We start from the raw sequence: 15424 nt of genomic DNA, 5'->3' as shown, positions 1-15424 counted from the left end.
GTTCTCGGTTGATCGCACCCGTTTCGCGTATTCGTTCGCCCAGTCAGTACCCTGAGCGATAACCGGTTGTACGAAAAGCACTGCCGTGATTAACAGAACAACCGAGCACCACGTCGAGGGCGAGCCCTTCGGCTCCGAGCTATTGTAGATTTGAAGCATGTATTCATCCTTGTGATCAGCCGTTGCAGCTGAAACGATCCAGGGCGTCCGGTGCCTTCCCCTCCGAATCATCTCCGAACCGCGGCTCTTGAAGCAAGTAATAGACCGAGCGAGGCCCCACTCATCCGTGCATTTCGCAGATCCATCTTCGTAGAGCTACCTGCGCTCGACCCGCCGGCCCCATCGGCCGGCGGGTAGCCTCCTCCACCGCAGCTACCGCTCCACCAACGGGGGGGGGCTTCGTCGGCGGGCGGAAGATTTTTCAGCTTGGGCTGGCGCGAGGGGTGGTCGGCGGGCCGACCCAGCAGTTCCCCGCGCAGGATGGCGACGTCGCGCGGAGCGGTCAGACCGAACCGCACCTCGCCGCAGTTGACGCGCAGTACGCGGACCTCGATCTCGTTTCCGATCAAAATAGCTTCGAAAGGGCGGCGCATGAGAATTAGCATTGGTGCGCCAGACCGATGCGGGGGAAATGCATCACGTAGTCATCGCAGGCGCCGCGCATGTGCGCGCTCGCATCGGACCAGCCGAGCGAAAGCATCGCATCGAGCTTATCGGGCGTCATGAAACGCACGATGCATTCGTCCTCGCCGCCGAGCCGTGGCGCCCAAACCTCGGTCGTTGCTCCAAAGGTCAAGTGATGGTGGCGCGCACGCGCCGTGGCGGCGGCGATGCATGCTTCACGGCTCGCGAACGCCACATAGTTTTCAACGCCATCAGCGACTACGCGCCAGTTCAACGAGCCGCGATACGCGACTTGGAAAATCACAGGCGGTGCGGTCACCATCCTTCGTACTCCTTCAAAACACCGATGCGACGGACGAACCCGTCGCCTACCCACTGCGGGCAGTACGATCGACCCGGCATTTGGTCCGGGTGCATAAACAGGCTCCGCATTTCCCGCTCTTCCGCGCAGCTCAGGTCCGGGAACAACGCCCAGAAGCTGACATCTATAACTTCGTGGCTAGGCAAGGTAAGCCAAGCGTGCAAACTCACGCGCGCGCCTGACGCAATTCCAGTGCGCAGCATTTGTTCCAGCCCTTCGATCGGCGTGTGGCATAACCGCTGGCCGTTCTGGCGAACGTGACCAAGCGTATAAGCGAGAGGCACCTTCAACTCCGCTTCCAATAGCGTTCGCACCGCTGCCGTGATACCGAAGCGTTGAGTGGTGACGATGTCTTCGCTGAGGTGGCCGATGGCGCGATGCAATTGCCAACGAACTGCCGCGATAGCCGACGGTGAGGCGTAGCGCACCGGCAAAGGCTGCATCGACGGCGGACGCAGGCCCCAGAGGATTGATCGCGCCTGTGCCGCAACGAAGCCTGCTTCGTAGCGGCCAGCGGCGTGCTGCGATGAGCGGTCACGGCGGGTGATAAAAAGCCGGCGTAACCAAGCTGGCAGCTTCCAATGCATCGCCGGGGTTTGAAATTGAGGCACAAAGCGCTCCTAGCCGCCCCTTTCGGGGCAGTGCGGCTGAGGTCGGGTTGCTGGAAGAACTAGGCGGTTCGGGCGGCTTGCGTCCGGGCTTGTTCCTGGGTCTGCTGGTCCTGGGTGGCCGTCTGCTGCTGATTGACCGCGGCCAACTGTTGGAACGACTTCTCGACCGGAATCTGTGCGGCGACCTCGGTGTTGACCTGAGCGCGCTTGTGGGCTGGGTCGTGGAGTTCGCCCTGTACCGCGAACACGTCGGTGCCCGAGGCCGTCTGGCGGCCTGGCACGACATGATCGACCTGACTCAGGCCGCTCTGGCGGGCGTTGACCAGCAACGCGGCCGAGGTTCTGTCGGAACCATCGCCAACTGCGAGAGCCTGTTGGGCATAAACGTGCTCGACGCCCGCGTGGATGGCGCCGTGCATCGAGTGGTTCGGATGGGTGGGATTGCGCGGATCGATTGCGCGGTGCTCTGACGCTGGCAGCACGCCGTGCGCGTCTTTGAAAGGGCTTTCAGCAGGTTTCTCGGGAAGAAGCCTGCCGATCTCGTCCGCCACACCCTGAACGCCGCGGAGACTTGAAGCACCCACAGAAACCCCGCCGCGAATATTCTCGATGTCTTGCCTGTACTTGTCGAACATGGGCCGGTGCTGGTCGGCGAGTTCCCGCGCGTGCGGTTGCGAAAGTATCGATCGGTCAGGTATGCCATTTCCATCCACGTCTAGGAAATGATGCATCCGATGGGAGTCGCTGCCAGTTACCGCAGCCTTGATCGGATGTCTGATGTCCCACTGGCTACCGTTGTCCTCGTAGCCTGCAGCCTTCATCACGTTCAGCTCGACGGGCGAGGCATACATCTCAACTTTTCCGAAGTGTTTGCTTGCTGCGCTGACCACGTCGCCAGCCATGACGTGATTGACAACATTGCTGCCACCTTCAGGGATGCGCATTCCGAGGCTGACGGCGCCATAGGGGTTGAAGGTCTCGCCGTTAAGATTCAATTTGGCGGCGGTGATTTGCGCAAGGCAGCCTCCGAGCGAATGACCGGTAACAGTGACCTGCGGCTCTACGCCTTCACGAGCGCGTACCCGCTGAGCTATTTCAATTGCAGATCGCGTGAACTCAAGTGCGTCCTCAGCTTGCGCATTCGCTCGCTTAGCGACCATGCCACCATCCGCAAGCAAGCCGTCTAGAATGGGCTGGTTATCAAACTCGCTACCTCGGTGGGCGACTATTATTTCGCCGGTGGACTCGCGTTGATAAATCGTTCCCTGGTATCCGGACTTCTTATCGACATGATCAAGGATGGTGTACGTGACGCCATCGATGTTGACACGGCGATTTTCCTCTCGGCTGAGGTCTGGTGACCGGTACGCATCTTGAGCCAAGTTTGCATACTGCTGTGTAGTCGTGCTCATGGCTGTGCCGTCCTGGCAGTTTTAATCGTAATGCTGAAGAGTTGATCGCGCAGAGATTCCACAAACTTCTCTGGGCTAGGCGATCCGTGATCGGGATAGTTTGCGATCTTCTCGTCCCTGGGGTAGCCGCCTTTCCAGTAGTACGTTGTTTGCTCAGCGGTATTGGCCACGTCACCTGCATCGAGGCTTGCAACGAATCTCGTCTCTTCTTCCGCACCACTTGCTTTGAATTGAAATGACGGGCCTACAGGGCTGAACCGACACACGCCATGGCCGAAATAGTCTCCATCGACTAATCCGTCCAACGCAACTTCGCCCCGGTAAGTGGAGTCGTCTACCTTCTCCAGTCGGATCGGAAGGAACGTAGATATCGGCGTTTTCTGAACGCCTGAGAAGACCTCAGCAGGGGGGAGGCAGTCCATGTTGGTGATGTCGTATTGCATCGATGCTTTCATCGAAGCGAAGGGGCCAGGAGCGTTGCTGACCACCACTGTCAGCTCGTACTGATCTTTGGGGGCGGGGTTCTGTTTGTAAGTAGGCATTTTTCCTCCTGATCCGTTGGAGCATCCGCTGACTGCGAGCAGCACAAAAACTAGTGCAGCGCGTGGGAAGCGCCGATTTGCGACGGAATCGCAGTGATGGCTAGATTTTTCAGCGCATGGGCAGCGAAACTTCGCGATAGAAGCTAAGGAAAGTTCTGTCGTCACAGAAGAATCGATGGTTTTCATAAGTTGAGGCATCTTGTCGGTGGGTGATAAGTCCTGTCAGACAGCCATCCGACACGCGGGCTGCATGTTTCGGACTCGCTCTATCTCGCAGCGAATCGATTTCCGCGTAGCTATATGGTTGGTCGTTTGAGCTGCGGATACCACCATGTGGATCGCAAAGACCGAAATTAATTCGGGTATCTGGTACGCGTACCGGATAGCGAAGATGACCGACGTTATGAGCATTACAATCACCCAGGCCCAGATTACTCCTTTGGACATCTGGCGCGCTTTGAGTCGAAGCGATCTCAATTCCTCAATGTCGGCCGTGCCCCATCGGTCCCGAAGAAATCGCTTCAGTTCCGTGGTGAAGCGCTGTTGCTCCAGTGCTACGAAAATATGGAAGGCGATTGCGAGAAGCCAGATCAGCCTCGCCAGGGTTGCGAGTGAAGGAAGCGTCAGCTTGACCGAAAAATATAGAGAAATCAGTGACAGCACGATGCTCAGCGTTGACGCGATCGCAACCCGGCTAAAGCTGCCATTGTCCTGGGGCCATACTCGCCCACTGCCATTTCCTGCAATCCCTTTCACGAAGCACTCGTCCTTTGATCACGAATTGTGGGCTAATCACCTGATTCGAACGGGCATGCTGCAAGCTTGGTAGTACACGCGGCAGTCGTTGTCACCGCGCTCTCTACACATTTCCATTCCAATTTCCGTGGCGCGTTCGACTGATGCTGCTCCTACGCTATTCGCGCCAGTGCTGCCATTAATCGTGACGGCACATTGGTTGTGGTAAGTAAGCGCGACTTTGCATTTGTTTCCGCCACGCGCCTTGCACTCAGCGATCGCCTCCTTTGATGCCGCCCGCTTGCTATCCCGGCTATCAACGGCACCCATGACTCCATTGCCGGCGTCCGCTGCGATGGCTCCCCAGCGCGATGCCCATTGAGGTCCACTCGGAACGGCAGGCATCCCGCTGGAAGGCATCGGCCCACAGGCGTTTGGGTCCGTCCCTCCGCGGTAGGGGACCATGCCGGGTGGACACCCACCTTCTGCAAGTGCCGTGTTCGATATGGACAGGAATACGAAGATTGCCAGCACGCCAAACTTAATATTCATTTCTTCTTGATCTCGTTGTTGTTATCGGTCCCGGCCGACGGTCCTGGTGTATATCGTGTGCCAGAGTTGTAACTGTCTCCGGGAGCAGCAGTCTGGTTGGTTCTTGGCTCGCTGCGATTTGTCGGCGGAGGCGAGTGTGAGCCAGGTGGCTGCCCTTGCGGTCCAGGCTGACTTGCCGCTCCTCCACCGAAGGCGGAGAAGTGCGTGAAGCTTCCCAAGGCCCCGTGGAAGAACATACCTACCGCCTGGGGAACCGTGATGAGCACCGCTGTCAAGATCAGACCGAGCCCACCCTGCTGAATGGCCAGGGTCGACATGCCTTCCGCGTCCAGGCCGCTGATTCCAGTTACCGCTTTCGAGACCCAGAACGCAACCGCAACCTTCGTCAATAGCTTAAACGCTATGGCGGACATGGCGCTGAGCGCAGCCATGGCGAAGTAGGTTGCAATGCCAGCCAGAAGCCATTTCTTGAACAGTTCCTTCGTCTGAGGAAAGATCAGGAACAAGATGAATAACGGTGCCAAACCGACCCAGAAGGCCATAATGGACCTGTACATCAGCATCAGAGCACCGACAGTCATCGGCACGCTCGCTGTGCCGAACCCGGCAAAGAACAGTGCCCGAGTCTTTTGCTCTCGTGTTTCGACATCGCCATCGACGACCTGCACCGCATCAATACTGCTTAACGCGATCTGCATGTAGCCGAGATGCTGGTCCACGCTATCGGCGGATGTATGCCCCTTGATCCCAGTAACAGTTTCATGGATCGTCATGTCTAGGCCGTTAGTGAGCCCGCTGTACAGATCACCGTTGAAGAGTGTGGCTCCCGACGCGATTGCCAGACATAGGACGACTTTAAGTGAGTCGACAACCAGCGCCATCATCGGCTCGCGTGACTGGCCGGTAACAATACGGTAGCCCATGATCATGAAATAGAGCGTGCCGACGCTCACGCCCACCGCAGCCACCAGCTTCATCATTCGGCGCATCAGCGCGAAACCAAATTCATCGATCTCTTCGGTCAAGCTTTCGCTAATTAGCTTGTAGAACGCGAAGTCCAGCACACCGGCCGCCTTCGCCGCGATAAAAGCTAGCGGTCCGTCGAAAAGTTGCAAATCCATGGTATGCCTATCGAATATGGTGAGCGAAGAAGACGCTTACTTCTTAAGCGCGCCCGCGAGGATGCCGGCTTGGATGACGTTGCCAAGCAGTGACTTGTTCTTGTTGCCGCCAAGCGCGCGCTTGGCGAGCCGCGCCTGATCCCACTTGAGCGCTTCGATATAATCGTCGTAGGCCGTCATGCGAGCTTGCCAATAGTCCAGTTCCAGCTGATTGCGGGCAACGAAGCGATAGGCTTCATTGTCGTTCGCGGCCAGAGCACCTTGACTCAGGCTTACGCTGTCTCGCTGGCTTTCGATTTGAGCGAATTCTTGGCTACGAAGCATCAGCCGACGAAGCATGCTGACCGATTCGTTGTACTTCATGTTCTCGGCGTAGACCATGCGCTGGCAGATGGCCTGCTGCTCGTTTACGACGTTGCCGTTGAGCTTCGGCATGGCTTGCTGATAGACCTTGGTCAATTGGTCTTTGAGGCCCTGGCCTGCCCCAGGACACATATCTTCCATGCCGTAGTCGGCGGCGCGCGGCGGGAAGTTGTCTTCCATCTTCGTCTGCCCGAAGTTCAATCGCTGCAGTTTGATTACCTGCTGCTGATAGTGACTGGCCGTCTCCTCCCACCGCTTGGCGTTCTTGCCAAACTCGGCTGCGTCTTTGCTGATCTGCTCCATCTTTGCCATCAGCCCGAAGGGGTCTTTGGTGATCATCTGGGCGCTGGCCTGACCGCCATGCAGGGCGATCAGAGCTATTGCGACACTTGCAGCCCCCCTGACGGAGCGACGAATGACTCTGCTGCAATTCTTCATACCGACTCCTTGTCGTATCTAAGGTGCTGCAAACGAACTACAATGATTCCCTGCGTGCGATTGCGGGCATCTGGCCGCGGAACTCAAGCGCGCAGGCAAACGACTCGGCAGCGCCACCGAACGCCTTGTCCAGAAACATGCGACGTATCCCTCGGCGCGGGCCTTTCGTAATTCGAACTCGCCAGCCTCCAACTAATGCGCTACTCGGCAGGCGTGATATCCAGAGCATGTTGTCGGCATGCTCGGCCTGAAGTTCAGTCGCGACGGCTTCTTCGCGAATGGGATCGAGGTGTACGAACGCAGCCTTGACCGGAGGCCATGGCTCATCGGCTTCCGGGCTTGCTTGGATCGGAGCCACTTGAGGGACTCGTTCCTCGCACGTGGTCTGCTCCGCTGCCGCCTTTTGCTTTCTTCGCTCGGCTACCGCCAGCGCCATCGCCGACCCCGCACCGCCGTGATCGGCAATAAGGAACGTCTTCGCCATCCAGTCTTCGGTCGGCAGTTCTGTCATGGCGCAGTACCCAACCACGCTGCCTCGCCGGTGAACTGCTGTGACGCCGTCATAAGCCGTGACCCGGTGATCCTGAATCAACTCAACCCTGGCAGATGCTTCATCCGCACTGACCTCGGGGACGGCATAGAAATGGCTAGTGTGCTTTCGCGGCATATTCAACATTCCTTGTTCACCGATACGTCTGCGATCTCGCAGCGCGTATGCCTGATGGTGCGTTGATACCTCCCTCTCGGGTGTAACGCAAGCGTGACATGCGCGAATTTAGAAAGATGTAAGAAAAGTCTGATTTTCTTGTGGTCACATGTGACCACACGTGTGGTCGAAAGTGACCACAAGCCGATGCGCTCGACGCCGCCTGCGAACGCAGACTGCGCGGCGCTAAGAATCGGCGAGCCCAAATATCTTGTGGTCACGTTCGACCACAAGAAGCGGCGCGATCCGATTGCCTTGTGGTCACATGTGACTACAAGAAAGCGACGCCGCCGCATTTCTCGCAAGATTTACTTGATAGCTCTAGAAGTATTGGGGCTTAGTCGCACCCCGTTATTGATAACGGCCAGGACGCTGAATGATTCGGGTATTCATAGTCGACGATCATGAGTTGGTGCGCATAGGACTTAAGCACCTACTTGATGCACCAGACATCGATGTCGTAGGGGAAGCAGTCAATGTCACACATGCAATCGAAGCGAGCCTGCGGCTACGACCCGATGTTGTGTTGTGTGATTACCATTTGCCTGATGGCAACGGACTGCGGGTGGTGCAGTCGCTCTTGCAGCAAGATCCCACGATCAGGGTTTTGATGGTGACGATGATCGAAGATCCGCAAGTTTCCAAGCAATTGCTATCCGCTGGCGCCTGGGGCTTCGTCAACAAGAACACCGGTGAGGCCGTGATTCGCGCCGTTCGCCAGGTGGCTGAAGGCCGCCGATTCGACGAAGCGGTGCCGACGCCCAAAGCATCGGCGTTTGATCGCCTGAGCGAACGAGAGCTTGAAGTTGTGCATCTGCTGATTTCCGGCCACACGAACAAGAGTACTGCGCAGCGCCTAAACCTGACAGTCAATTCCGTTCGGACATACCGGGAGCGCGCGTTCGCAAAGCTTGAAGTGAACAGCCACCTAGAGTTGATGGAACTGGCGCGCGAGGCTGGACTGGGTTGACCGGTTCAGCCGGCCGCCAAATGCTCTGGGCGCGGATACCTCGCCGCTCTCGGCGCCATCCGATTGCCGGCGCGTGGTCTCGCCGCGCGGGGGCGGCGGCTCGCACGACTTGACGCCAGATCAGCCTGGGCACAGGGCATTCCGGATGCACGCGATGCGTCGACCGGTCATTGCGCACGGCGGGTGCATCAGGTTGGGTGTGGCGCCGCGCTGGCTCGACCGCCGAGGCCGCTTGATCGCCGCGGAACTTGCCAGTCCATGGGGCTGACGCCAACGGCGACCGCAGAAGCCGGTTTAGACCCGTTTAAGCCGGTTTAAGCCTGTCAAGAGAGTTGGACCCCGCGTGCTCCAGGCGCGCCAAACTCCCAGCCTCAACTTTTTCTACGCCTCGTCGCAACGACGAAAAAGGCCTTTTATTCGAGGCTTTCAGCGTTTTCCATTGGTCGGCGAGTTATCCACAGGCAGGGCATTTGGCGAAATTTTCGCCTCTCTGCTGGCTTTTTTCTCCAAGTCATTGGTCGGCCGACCATTGCTCACCCCTTAAAATTCAGGCACTTACGAAACGCGGTTTTTTTGATCTTTTGAACCAAAAAGCGCGCTGCAACTCACGACCATTGGTAGAGCGGGGTACGAATAACGCCCCCAGTCAGGGAGGCGCGTTAGGTCCGGCAACCGTCGCTCATTGTTGCCTCGGTGGTTCGGGCGGAGCCACGGGATATACGTAAGTACCTTTGATTTTTTCTTCCTCGTCCAGGTCACGTCTCGCGTCCAGAAGCCAATAGGTTGCGTCTGGCCAAAGCGAGGCGTGCGGCGCCTGCTTACTCTGTGGCGGAGGAGATAGGGATAACGCTGTCGACCGCGCAGGATCCGAACCGGATTCCTTCTCGTTCCAAATGAAGCCGATCATTCGGGGCAACACGTAGGGTATTTCACGCATCGTCGCATCGCGCGGTAGCTTCGCGGCCGCTGAGATGAATGCCTTTGAAATGTCGCCTTTTGGCTGAAATAAAACGTGCATATGGCAGCGCGAGTAAGGCGGCGGGCCCAAGGTAAAGATGTAGTCCTTGCCACGCATGCGCCATGCGACTCCAGGCTGCCCAAACATGAAAGGAGCTGATTCGTCTGGCGATAAACGGATTCCCGCTCTTTTCATAGCCTCAGCAAGCTTATCTGGGTGCTTCCGATGCAAAACGCAGTAGTCATGGAATCGACTGACCACGTCGGTAGCAGTTTCGCTTTCAGCTGGTTTTCCGGCATGGGCAGTGACTGTTGTGGCGAGCAATAGGGCGGACAACACCCTCACATGCGTGAGGTTCACCTGCAATTTCATCGAGTTGCTCCTCTTAGCTGGTTGGTGCCCTTGGTTTGTCAGCCTGGCGATACTTAAGCATCGGGCGAGATTTCACTGTCGCGACCGGAAAAACCACGATCTACCCGGCGACGTAAAAAGCAGGTACAGGCCTACACCGTGTGCAAGCAGTTGGACAGCGACGGAAGCTGCGCCGATATAGTTCGCCGAAACGCCTTGTTTCAAATAGAAGTAAGGAGCTGGCAGGGAGATGATCGTAAGAACGAGATACGTGATTCGCGCCCAATTTCTACCGATCGAAATGAATTCGATCAGCAGAACGGTGAAGAGAGCCGCGATCACACCCGCGACGATCAGGGCGCCTGGGGGGCGCCTGCCGAGAGGGGAGTCGATGAAAGGAGCAGCGAGTGTAAGGGCCAATGCGAGGTAAAACAGCGCGACCGCAACGCGTACTTGAGAAGGCTTCTTGCTTTTCATTTTTCGTCCCTGATCTTAATCCGGCCACGGCCCGGTCAAAGCATCCATACGGCCCACTGAAGGGATTAGGGCAGGCTAGAGGAGGAGCGAGTTGAGATCAATAGGACACGCGCAATATGTGCTGTTTTGTAACCCGCAGTCGCTGTTGAGCAGATCCAACTTCACATCCTCTTGGAAATATCCAAGATCAGTTGTGAGTTGAGTCGCATTGCTCGCGTTCAGACTTGACGCCGAGTCGAACCCATATCACCCTCGCAGGGTGCACCGTTCTAGGCCCACGTGTAATGGCCTTGGCTCCAGGCACCCGATGCCTAATGGATGCCGCTCAGGAGGAGTGGTACGACACGACAATTGAACACGGACAGTTATGCCTTATTCCTTCACCTCGCGAGTGCAAGCCCGACTGTCAAACGGCAGAGCGGGACACTCGCGCATCGGAGGACATCAGCCTTCGAATCTGCAACATGTTCCACTCTTGGACGAACTGCAATGACTCAAGACTCTCGCCCTGCTGATGCCAGCGCCGATTTCCCCTGGCCCCTGACCTTCGACGAGTTCACGTTCGGCGCAATGGTTTACAACACCCTTGGTTGCAAGCTTCTATTTGAGAACTTTCAATTTGTTCCCGAGCGCGAGTTGCTTGGCCCATCTGGCCCGCCACTTTCGCCGAACTGGAAGGATCGTTGGACTGCCGATTTCATCGTCGGAGTCGAGAGGATGCCTCCCAGCCCCGTGGAGGTCGAATGGACTTCGCTGGATGGCGCGAAACACCATGATGAAATCGATCTCATCAAAGACATTTTTTCGGGTCAACTCGTCCTGCACAACGTCCCCAAAGAGGACATCAACGAAGACTGGGCGCGATACGAAGGCGGCAAAACTAGCGCCCCCGACATCCTAATGGAAGTCAACAACCGAACTATCAATGTCTTCATGAGCGCGCACGTACTGACCAAGTCTTTCCCGATTCCGGGTCGCGAAGACGTAAAGAGCCGTTGGGATTTGGTGCTTGCCTGGACGAAAACCTACTAACGGAGGGTCGCCACATGGAAGAGGAAAAGAAGAAAAAGAAGTACGTCCTCCATCTTGGTGAAGACGGACTTCCGATGGACGACGTGTCGCACTACACCGCGACCGCGGAGCATCTTCGGAGTTACGACCGCGCCGCCGATGAACTATACAAGTTCAAGGTGCCAACGTTGCTAAACACCAAGGACCCGCATTCGTACCTATTATTCGGGCTCATGGATGGCACCCAAAACGACGTCGGACAAGACCCGCTCTATGCGACGAACGTAGCGCGATTTAGGGAGCAAGCCTTCGACCTAAAAAGATCCGGGCTCCAGATCGAGGTCCTGTATGAAGCCGGTCCAGCCACGCAGACAGACCCAATTAAACAAAAAATCGACGCGGCGCGTGGCTACACAAGCGAATCGATTGCCGAGCGCCTCTATGAACGGATAGTCGAGCAGACGAACAAAATTTATCGGCAAGATCCAGACGCGAAGGTCACGGTTCACGCCGAGGGTTTTAGCAGAGGGGGCAGCCAAGTCCCCATCTTGACGCGCATGATTCACGACCGCGGCATTCCCAATTTAGATCGGCCCGAATACGTTCCAGACGGACGGGGCAACCTAACGAAAACCTATCCTCACTTCCATCAGGCACCGGGGCACACGCCGATGTCAGTGGGGATCTACGACCCGGTGCCGACCGGAGCGATGGAATACCTAGACCGGCGCTTGGCGCCTTCGGTCGTGTCCGGTTTCCAGATCAACGCCGCCGACGAGAGGCGCGGTAAGTTTCCGGTGGATCGCATCATCCCTGCCGGCTTGTCGGAAGACGGGCGCTTTCTGAGCGTCAGCGTGGCCGGCGCGCATTCAGACATCGGCGGCAGCTACCTGCGCAATGGTCTGGGCACGCGCAGCTATAACCTGATGACGGATTATCACGACGCTCTTTTCAGTGAATCGCTACTGCGTCGATTGCCGGAGACTTACGACCCGCGCCTCAACGTGATTCATCGTTCCGAAGAAGCCTTCCCATTTCAGTACCTGCCGAAGACTCAACGTGACTTGCCTGCTGGCGAGGTCATCAAGCTGATGCCGGACGACGGAAGCCCGGTCCCCACCGATCCGGTTACCGCTGCGGCCCGTCATCGGCCGCATCCGATGACAACAGCCGCGCAGATCACCGAGATCGCGTCTTGCACCCGGGATGCGGCTCGCTGCGTTCCGACGCAGATGACCGCCCCGCTGGCCGAGGACTCGATGGCAGCGAAGCGCAATGGGCTTATGGGTGAGGTCGATATCGAGATCCGGCCTTATGAACCTCCGAGACCGCTCAGCCCCGGTGCGAAAGTCTTGGCGGCAGCCGGTGTCGCCGGTATTGCGGCGAGCGTGGTGGATGCCAAAGCCAGCGCCGACCGCGCCAGTACGCTGCTCTCGCAAGACAATCTGTCGGCCGCACAGTCGGAGCTGACGCACTACGCCGCGCGCGGCACAGGTGGCTGGATCGGCGGTGCGTCGGCGGGCTTGGTCGCAACCGCGGTGGGCACGGGCCCTGGCGTCGTTGGCTTCATTGTTGTCGGCGGCGCGGCGGTGGCCGGCGCGCACGTAGGCGAGCATGTCGCCAAGGTGTTGGACAGCTACAAGACGTTCAAGCATACCGATCTGCAAGGCGTCGAATGGCAGTCCAACGGGCGGCAATGGGTGCGGCAGGCTTTGGGCGACCTGATCGACGACGGTCAGAACAAGCCAGTGAAACAGGAGTTTTCCGCCGATCCGGAGAAGGCGGACGAACTCAATTACCGCGCCAGCAATGTCGCAACCGAACTGGCAATCGGGAAGCTGGATCCGCCGCGCAACCCGTACTCGCAACCGGCGGCCGAGAACGAGCCTACCAGCCTGCGTCGCGCCGACTGGGAGCGCAATCCGCAAACGGGCGCGTGGGACCGTAAGGTGGTGGTGGGCTTTGAACAGCCCGGCGTGCCGATGCTACGAATTGATCATGCTAGCCCTGAGCGCGCAGCCGAACTGGATCAGGCATCGCAGCAAACAATCCGCGAGAACCTCGCCAACGGCCCGGCCCCGATGGCTGCTCGCTATCAAATGGTGCATCAGAGCGAAGGCTGGAGGCGTTTCGGAGAGGTGCCTCCCTCCATTCAATCGGCCTTACGAGACGATTCGCTCGTCGCTTCGGATGGCAAGCTGTATCAGCGTACGGGAGATGGGCAGTGGCAGCGTAACGGCGAGTCCGTGGTGGCTGCCGGCAACTTGCGTCAGGAGTTGGAAAGCACGCGCGCGGTGCTGCAACCGCAACTGGCGCAGCACAAGCAGCAAGTCGCCGAGATTCCTGATCGCCAGCCGCCGACGTTGGAGGACATCGAGCGCAAGGACTTGTTGTCGACCTACGCAGCCTACGGGGTTCAGGCGACCCCGGAACAGATGAAAGCGACGCTGGAAGCGGTCAGGCGCACTCAGCATGAGTATGGCGTCGATCCGCTAAAAACCTCGCTGCACCTGGGACTCAACGCGAAAGGTGAGCGCGATGTCGACAGCCCGATCGAGCACATTAGCCATGATGCCGACCGCGTAAATCGCAATACCGTTGTCACCAGTTCGCTGGAAGTGCAGATGGCGATGCTTGATTTGCGGTCGCCACCACCCACTACGCCGGAGTCGCCGGAGCTTCGGATCGCGAACTTATCTCCGCAGCAGCATGCGGCCCTAGAGCAGGTCGTTCGCGAAGCGAACCGCTTGGGTCTGCAGCGTGATGATGTGCAAGCCACGGCGCTGCAAGCAGTGAGGGGCACGGCGGACCGCGAACCTGAAATTGTCGTGGGCGCCATTGACGCTGATCAACTACCAAAGCAGCCAAAGCCCGTGGTGCGCGAACCTGAGGCACCTTCGCCTGCGCCAGTGAAAGCCGTGGCCGCCGAATTGGCGGTTGAACAGCCTCAGACGCCGCAGCCGGAACAGAAGCAAGCCGGGGATGCCCAGGCATCCGCCGAGCAGTTGGACGCCGCACGGCGCACCGACACCGTTGCTGTTGCTCCCATCCCTGCCGCCCCCGTCACTCATTCGACCGCGCCGCCAGTTCGCGACGCGGAAAACCAGCGGCCGGTCGTTGAGGCACAGGTGTCGACGCCCAAGCCGAGCGCCCCCCCGCCGATCGCGGCGCCGGCCATAGAACCGAAAAAGCCGGAGGTCCTGGCCTCGACGCAGCCGAGCCATGAGGCCGCCACGCCGCAGCCCGCGCCCGACGCGCCGACTCCAACGCCTTCCCAGCCCGCCCCTCCGGTCGCACCGCCGGTGGCGGCGGACGCCGCGCCGTCGCCGGACGACGGCACGTTGCGGCGCGGCGACCGTGGTGACGACGTCGAGATGCTTCAGTACCGCCTGCAAAGGGTCGGCTACGCGGGTCCTGACGAAACACCGTTGCAGCGCACAGGCCATTTCGACGCGCCCACGGAACATGCCGTTCGACAACTCCAGCGCGACCATGGCCTGCCGGAAACGGGGAGCGTCGATCCCGACACGGTGCAGGCGCTTGCAGTTGCACAGCAGGCCAAAATTGAATCGCAGAAGGCCGAGAAGGTCGCAATCGAGACTCCCGCCGTCGAGAGGGCCGCGAAGCCTGCCGAGATGGCAGCTGCGATCAACGACGAGCGTACTGTCGAGCCCGCCGCGACCTCGTTGGCTTCATCGCCTCCCAACGCGCGCCCGATCGAAACAAGCCGTCAAGTCGAGCCTTCGACTGCGCCGAGCGACGAGCAATCGAAGGAGCGCGAACCGAACTATGCGCCAGTCCGCGACCAGGCGACGCCAGCCCCGGCAATGGACGCCAAGGATCTGGCGCGCATGTCTCCTGCTGACCAAGCCATGTTCGCGAAGATTCGCGCGGGTGCGCCCGGCCACGTCTCGGATGAAACCGTGGCGGCGGCGATGCTCGCGGCCAAGCAAAACGAGATTCATGACGCAGGCAGTATCAAGCTGGTCGCCGCAGCCAACGGCAAGCTTTGGGTGGAGGCACACACCCCGGGCTTTCATACCGGCGTATCGCTTTCCGAGCCGCCGCCCGCGATGCAGGACACCCTGCGCGAGACGCAGGCGGTCAACCAGCAACGCGAGCAGCAACTGGCGCAGGAGGCATCGCAACGCAATCCGGATGACCCGAGCCGTGGGCCGTCAAGGTAATCGGG

At 58.8% G+C, this 15424-nt stretch carries 15 protein-coding genes; 3 read left to right on the top strand and 12 right to left on the bottom strand.

What is annotated here, in order from left to right; all coding sequences use genetic code 11:
* Positions 1 to 227: 227 nt before the first annotated feature.
* The 10 genes from ACTOWJ_RS07960 to ACTOWJ_RS07915 all read right to left on the bottom strand — a co-directional run bounded on the left by ACTOWJ_RS07960 (position 228) and on the right by ACTOWJ_RS07915 (position 7435).
* Positions 228 to 593, bottom strand: a complete 366-nt coding sequence (locus ACTOWJ_RS07960) for a carbon storage regulator (protein WP_441334065.1) — start codon at positions 591 to 593, stop codon at positions 228 to 230.
* Between the two features lie 5 nt (positions 594 to 598).
* The gene (locus ACTOWJ_RS07955; protein WP_441334064.1) at positions 599 to 946 is read right to left on the bottom strand and encodes a hypothetical protein; all 348 of its coding nucleotides are present in this window, start codon (positions 944 to 946) and stop codon (positions 599 to 601) included.
* The gene (locus ACTOWJ_RS07950) at positions 940 to 1596 is read right to left on the bottom strand and encodes a hypothetical protein (RefSeq protein ID WP_441334063.1); all 657 of its coding nucleotides are present in this window, start codon (positions 1594 to 1596) and stop codon (positions 940 to 942) included. The genes ACTOWJ_RS07955 and ACTOWJ_RS07950 overlap by 7 nt, the downstream gene beginning before the upstream one ends.
* 59 nt (positions 1597 to 1655) lie before the next feature.
* On the bottom strand, positions 1656 to 3008 hold the full coding sequence (locus ACTOWJ_RS07945; RefSeq protein WP_441334062.1) for an XVIPCD domain-containing protein: 1353 nt from the start codon (positions 3006 to 3008) through the stop codon (positions 1656 to 1658).
* Complete coding sequence (locus ACTOWJ_RS07940) at positions 3005 to 3736, bottom strand: hypothetical protein (RefSeq protein ID WP_441334061.1); 732 nt, start codon at positions 3734 to 3736, stop codon at positions 3005 to 3007. Before ACTOWJ_RS07940 ends, ACTOWJ_RS07945 begins: the two co-directional genes overlap by 4 nt.
* 36 nt (positions 3737 to 3772) lie before the next feature.
* Positions 3773 to 4306: a hypothetical protein gene (locus tag ACTOWJ_RS07935; RefSeq protein WP_441334060.1), complete on the bottom strand. Its 534-nt coding sequence runs from the start codon at positions 4304 to 4306 to the stop codon at positions 3773 to 3775.
* A gap of 36 nt (positions 4307 to 4342) precedes the next feature.
* Positions 4343 to 4690, bottom strand: a complete 348-nt coding sequence (locus ACTOWJ_RS07930; RefSeq protein WP_441334363.1) for a DUF4189 domain-containing protein — start codon at positions 4688 to 4690, stop codon at positions 4343 to 4345.
* A 143-nt stretch (positions 4691 to 4833) separates the two neighbouring features.
* Complete coding sequence (locus tag ACTOWJ_RS07925; protein WP_441334059.1) at positions 4834 to 5958, bottom strand: type IV secretion system protein; 1125 nt, start codon at positions 5956 to 5958, stop codon at positions 4834 to 4836.
* A gap of 36 nt (positions 5959 to 5994) precedes the next feature.
* Positions 5995 to 6759: a hypothetical protein gene (locus ACTOWJ_RS07920; RefSeq protein WP_441334058.1), complete on the bottom strand. Its 765-nt coding sequence runs from the start codon at positions 6757 to 6759 to the stop codon at positions 5995 to 5997.
* A 37-nt stretch (positions 6760 to 6796) separates the two neighbouring features.
* Positions 6797 to 7435 carry a hypothetical protein gene (locus tag ACTOWJ_RS07915; RefSeq protein WP_441334057.1) on the bottom strand — a complete coding sequence of 213 codons (639 nt, stop codon included), beginning with the start codon at positions 7433 to 7435 and terminating at the stop codon, positions 6797 to 6799.
* Positions 7436 to 7841: 406 nt separating this feature from the next.
* Between ACTOWJ_RS07915 and ACTOWJ_RS07910 the strand changes: the two genes are divergently transcribed.
* Entirely contained in the window at positions 7842 to 8435 is a 594-nt protein-coding gene (locus tag ACTOWJ_RS07910; RefSeq protein WP_441334056.1) for a response regulator, read from the top strand.
* A 679-nt stretch (positions 8436 to 9114) separates the two neighbouring features.
* Here the strand turns inward: ACTOWJ_RS07910 and ACTOWJ_RS07905 are convergent.
* Positions 9115 to 9765: an NMCC_0638 family (lipo)protein gene (locus ACTOWJ_RS07905; protein ID WP_441334055.1), complete on the bottom strand. Its 651-nt coding sequence runs from the start codon at positions 9763 to 9765 to the stop codon at positions 9115 to 9117.
* Positions 9766 to 9837: 72 nt separating this feature from the next.
* Positions 9838 to 10221, bottom strand: a complete 384-nt coding sequence (locus ACTOWJ_RS07900) for a hypothetical protein (RefSeq protein WP_441334054.1) — start codon at positions 10219 to 10221, stop codon at positions 9838 to 9840.
* 489 nt (positions 10222 to 10710) lie between these two features.
* On the opposite strand from ACTOWJ_RS07900, the gene ACTOWJ_RS07895 reads away from it, so the two are divergent.
* Both ACTOWJ_RS07895 and ACTOWJ_RS07890 read left to right on the top strand, forming a co-directional pair.
* A complete protein-coding gene (locus ACTOWJ_RS07895) occupies positions 10711 to 11253 on the top strand; it encodes a hypothetical protein (RefSeq protein ID WP_441334053.1) in 543 nt (180 codons plus the stop codon).
* Between the two features lie 14 nt (positions 11254 to 11267).
* Positions 11268 to 15419, top strand: coding sequence for a peptidoglycan-binding protein (locus tag ACTOWJ_RS07890; RefSeq protein WP_441334052.1), 4152 nt, complete (start codon positions 11268 to 11270; stop codon positions 15417 to 15419).
* Positions 15420 to 15424: the final 5 nt, after the last annotated feature.

It is taken from the genome of Lysobacter sp. CA199 (assembly GCF_052078715.1).
Taxonomy (GTDB): domain Bacteria; phylum Pseudomonadota; class Gammaproteobacteria; order Xanthomonadales; family Xanthomonadaceae; genus Lysobacter.
Note: the sequence above shows the minus strand (reverse complement) of the source record. Positions and strands in the feature narration are given on the sequence as shown.

Excerpts from the sequence above, each read along its gene's own strand:
- ACTOWJ_RS07910 (WP_441334056.1), top strand. The coding sequence starts at position 7,842 with ATGATTCGGGTATTCATAGTCGACGATCATGAGTTGGTGCGCATAGGA.
- ACTOWJ_RS07945 (WP_441334062.1), bottom strand. The coding sequence starts at position 3,008 with ATGAGCACGACTACACAGCAGTATGCAAACTTGGCTCAAGATGCGTAC.
- ACTOWJ_RS07915 (WP_441334057.1), bottom strand. The coding sequence starts at position 7,435 with ATGTTGAATATGCCGCGAAAGCACACTAGCCATTTCTATGCCGTCCCC.
- ACTOWJ_RS07905 (WP_441334055.1), bottom strand. The coding sequence starts at position 9,765 with ATGAAATTGCAGGTGAACCTCACGCATGTGAGGGTGTTGTCCGCCCTA.
- ACTOWJ_RS07895 (WP_441334053.1), top strand. The coding sequence starts at position 10,711 with ATGACTCAAGACTCTCGCCCTGCTGATGCCAGCGCCGATTTCCCCTGG.
- ACTOWJ_RS07900 (WP_441334054.1), bottom strand. The coding sequence starts at position 10,221 with ATGAAAAGCAAGAAGCCTTCTCAAGTACGCGTTGCGGTCGCGCTGTTT.
- ACTOWJ_RS07940 (WP_441334061.1), bottom strand. The coding sequence starts at position 3,736 with ATGAAAACCATCGATTCTTCTGTGACGACAGAACTTTCCTTAGCTTCT.
- ACTOWJ_RS07925 (WP_441334059.1), bottom strand. The coding sequence starts at position 5,958 with ATGGATTTGCAACTTTTCGACGGACCGCTAGCTTTTATCGCGGCGAAG.
- ACTOWJ_RS07960 (WP_441334065.1), bottom strand. The coding sequence starts at position 593 with ATGCGCCGCCCTTTCGAAGCTATTTTGATCGGAAACGAGATCGAGGTC.
- ACTOWJ_RS07920 (WP_441334058.1), bottom strand. The coding sequence starts at position 6,759 with ATGAAGAATTGCAGCAGAGTCATTCGTCGCTCCGTCAGGGGGGCTGCA.
- ACTOWJ_RS07930 (WP_441334363.1), bottom strand. The coding sequence starts at position 4,690 with ATGCCTGCCGTTCCGAGTGGACCTCAATGGGCATCGCGCTGGGGAGCC.
- ACTOWJ_RS07890 (WP_441334052.1), top strand. The coding sequence starts at position 11,268 with ATGGAAGAGGAAAAGAAGAAAAAGAAGTACGTCCTCCATCTTGGTGAA.
- ACTOWJ_RS07955 (WP_441334064.1), bottom strand. The coding sequence starts at position 946 with ATGGTGACCGCACCGCCTGTGATTTTCCAAGTCGCGTATCGCGGCTCG.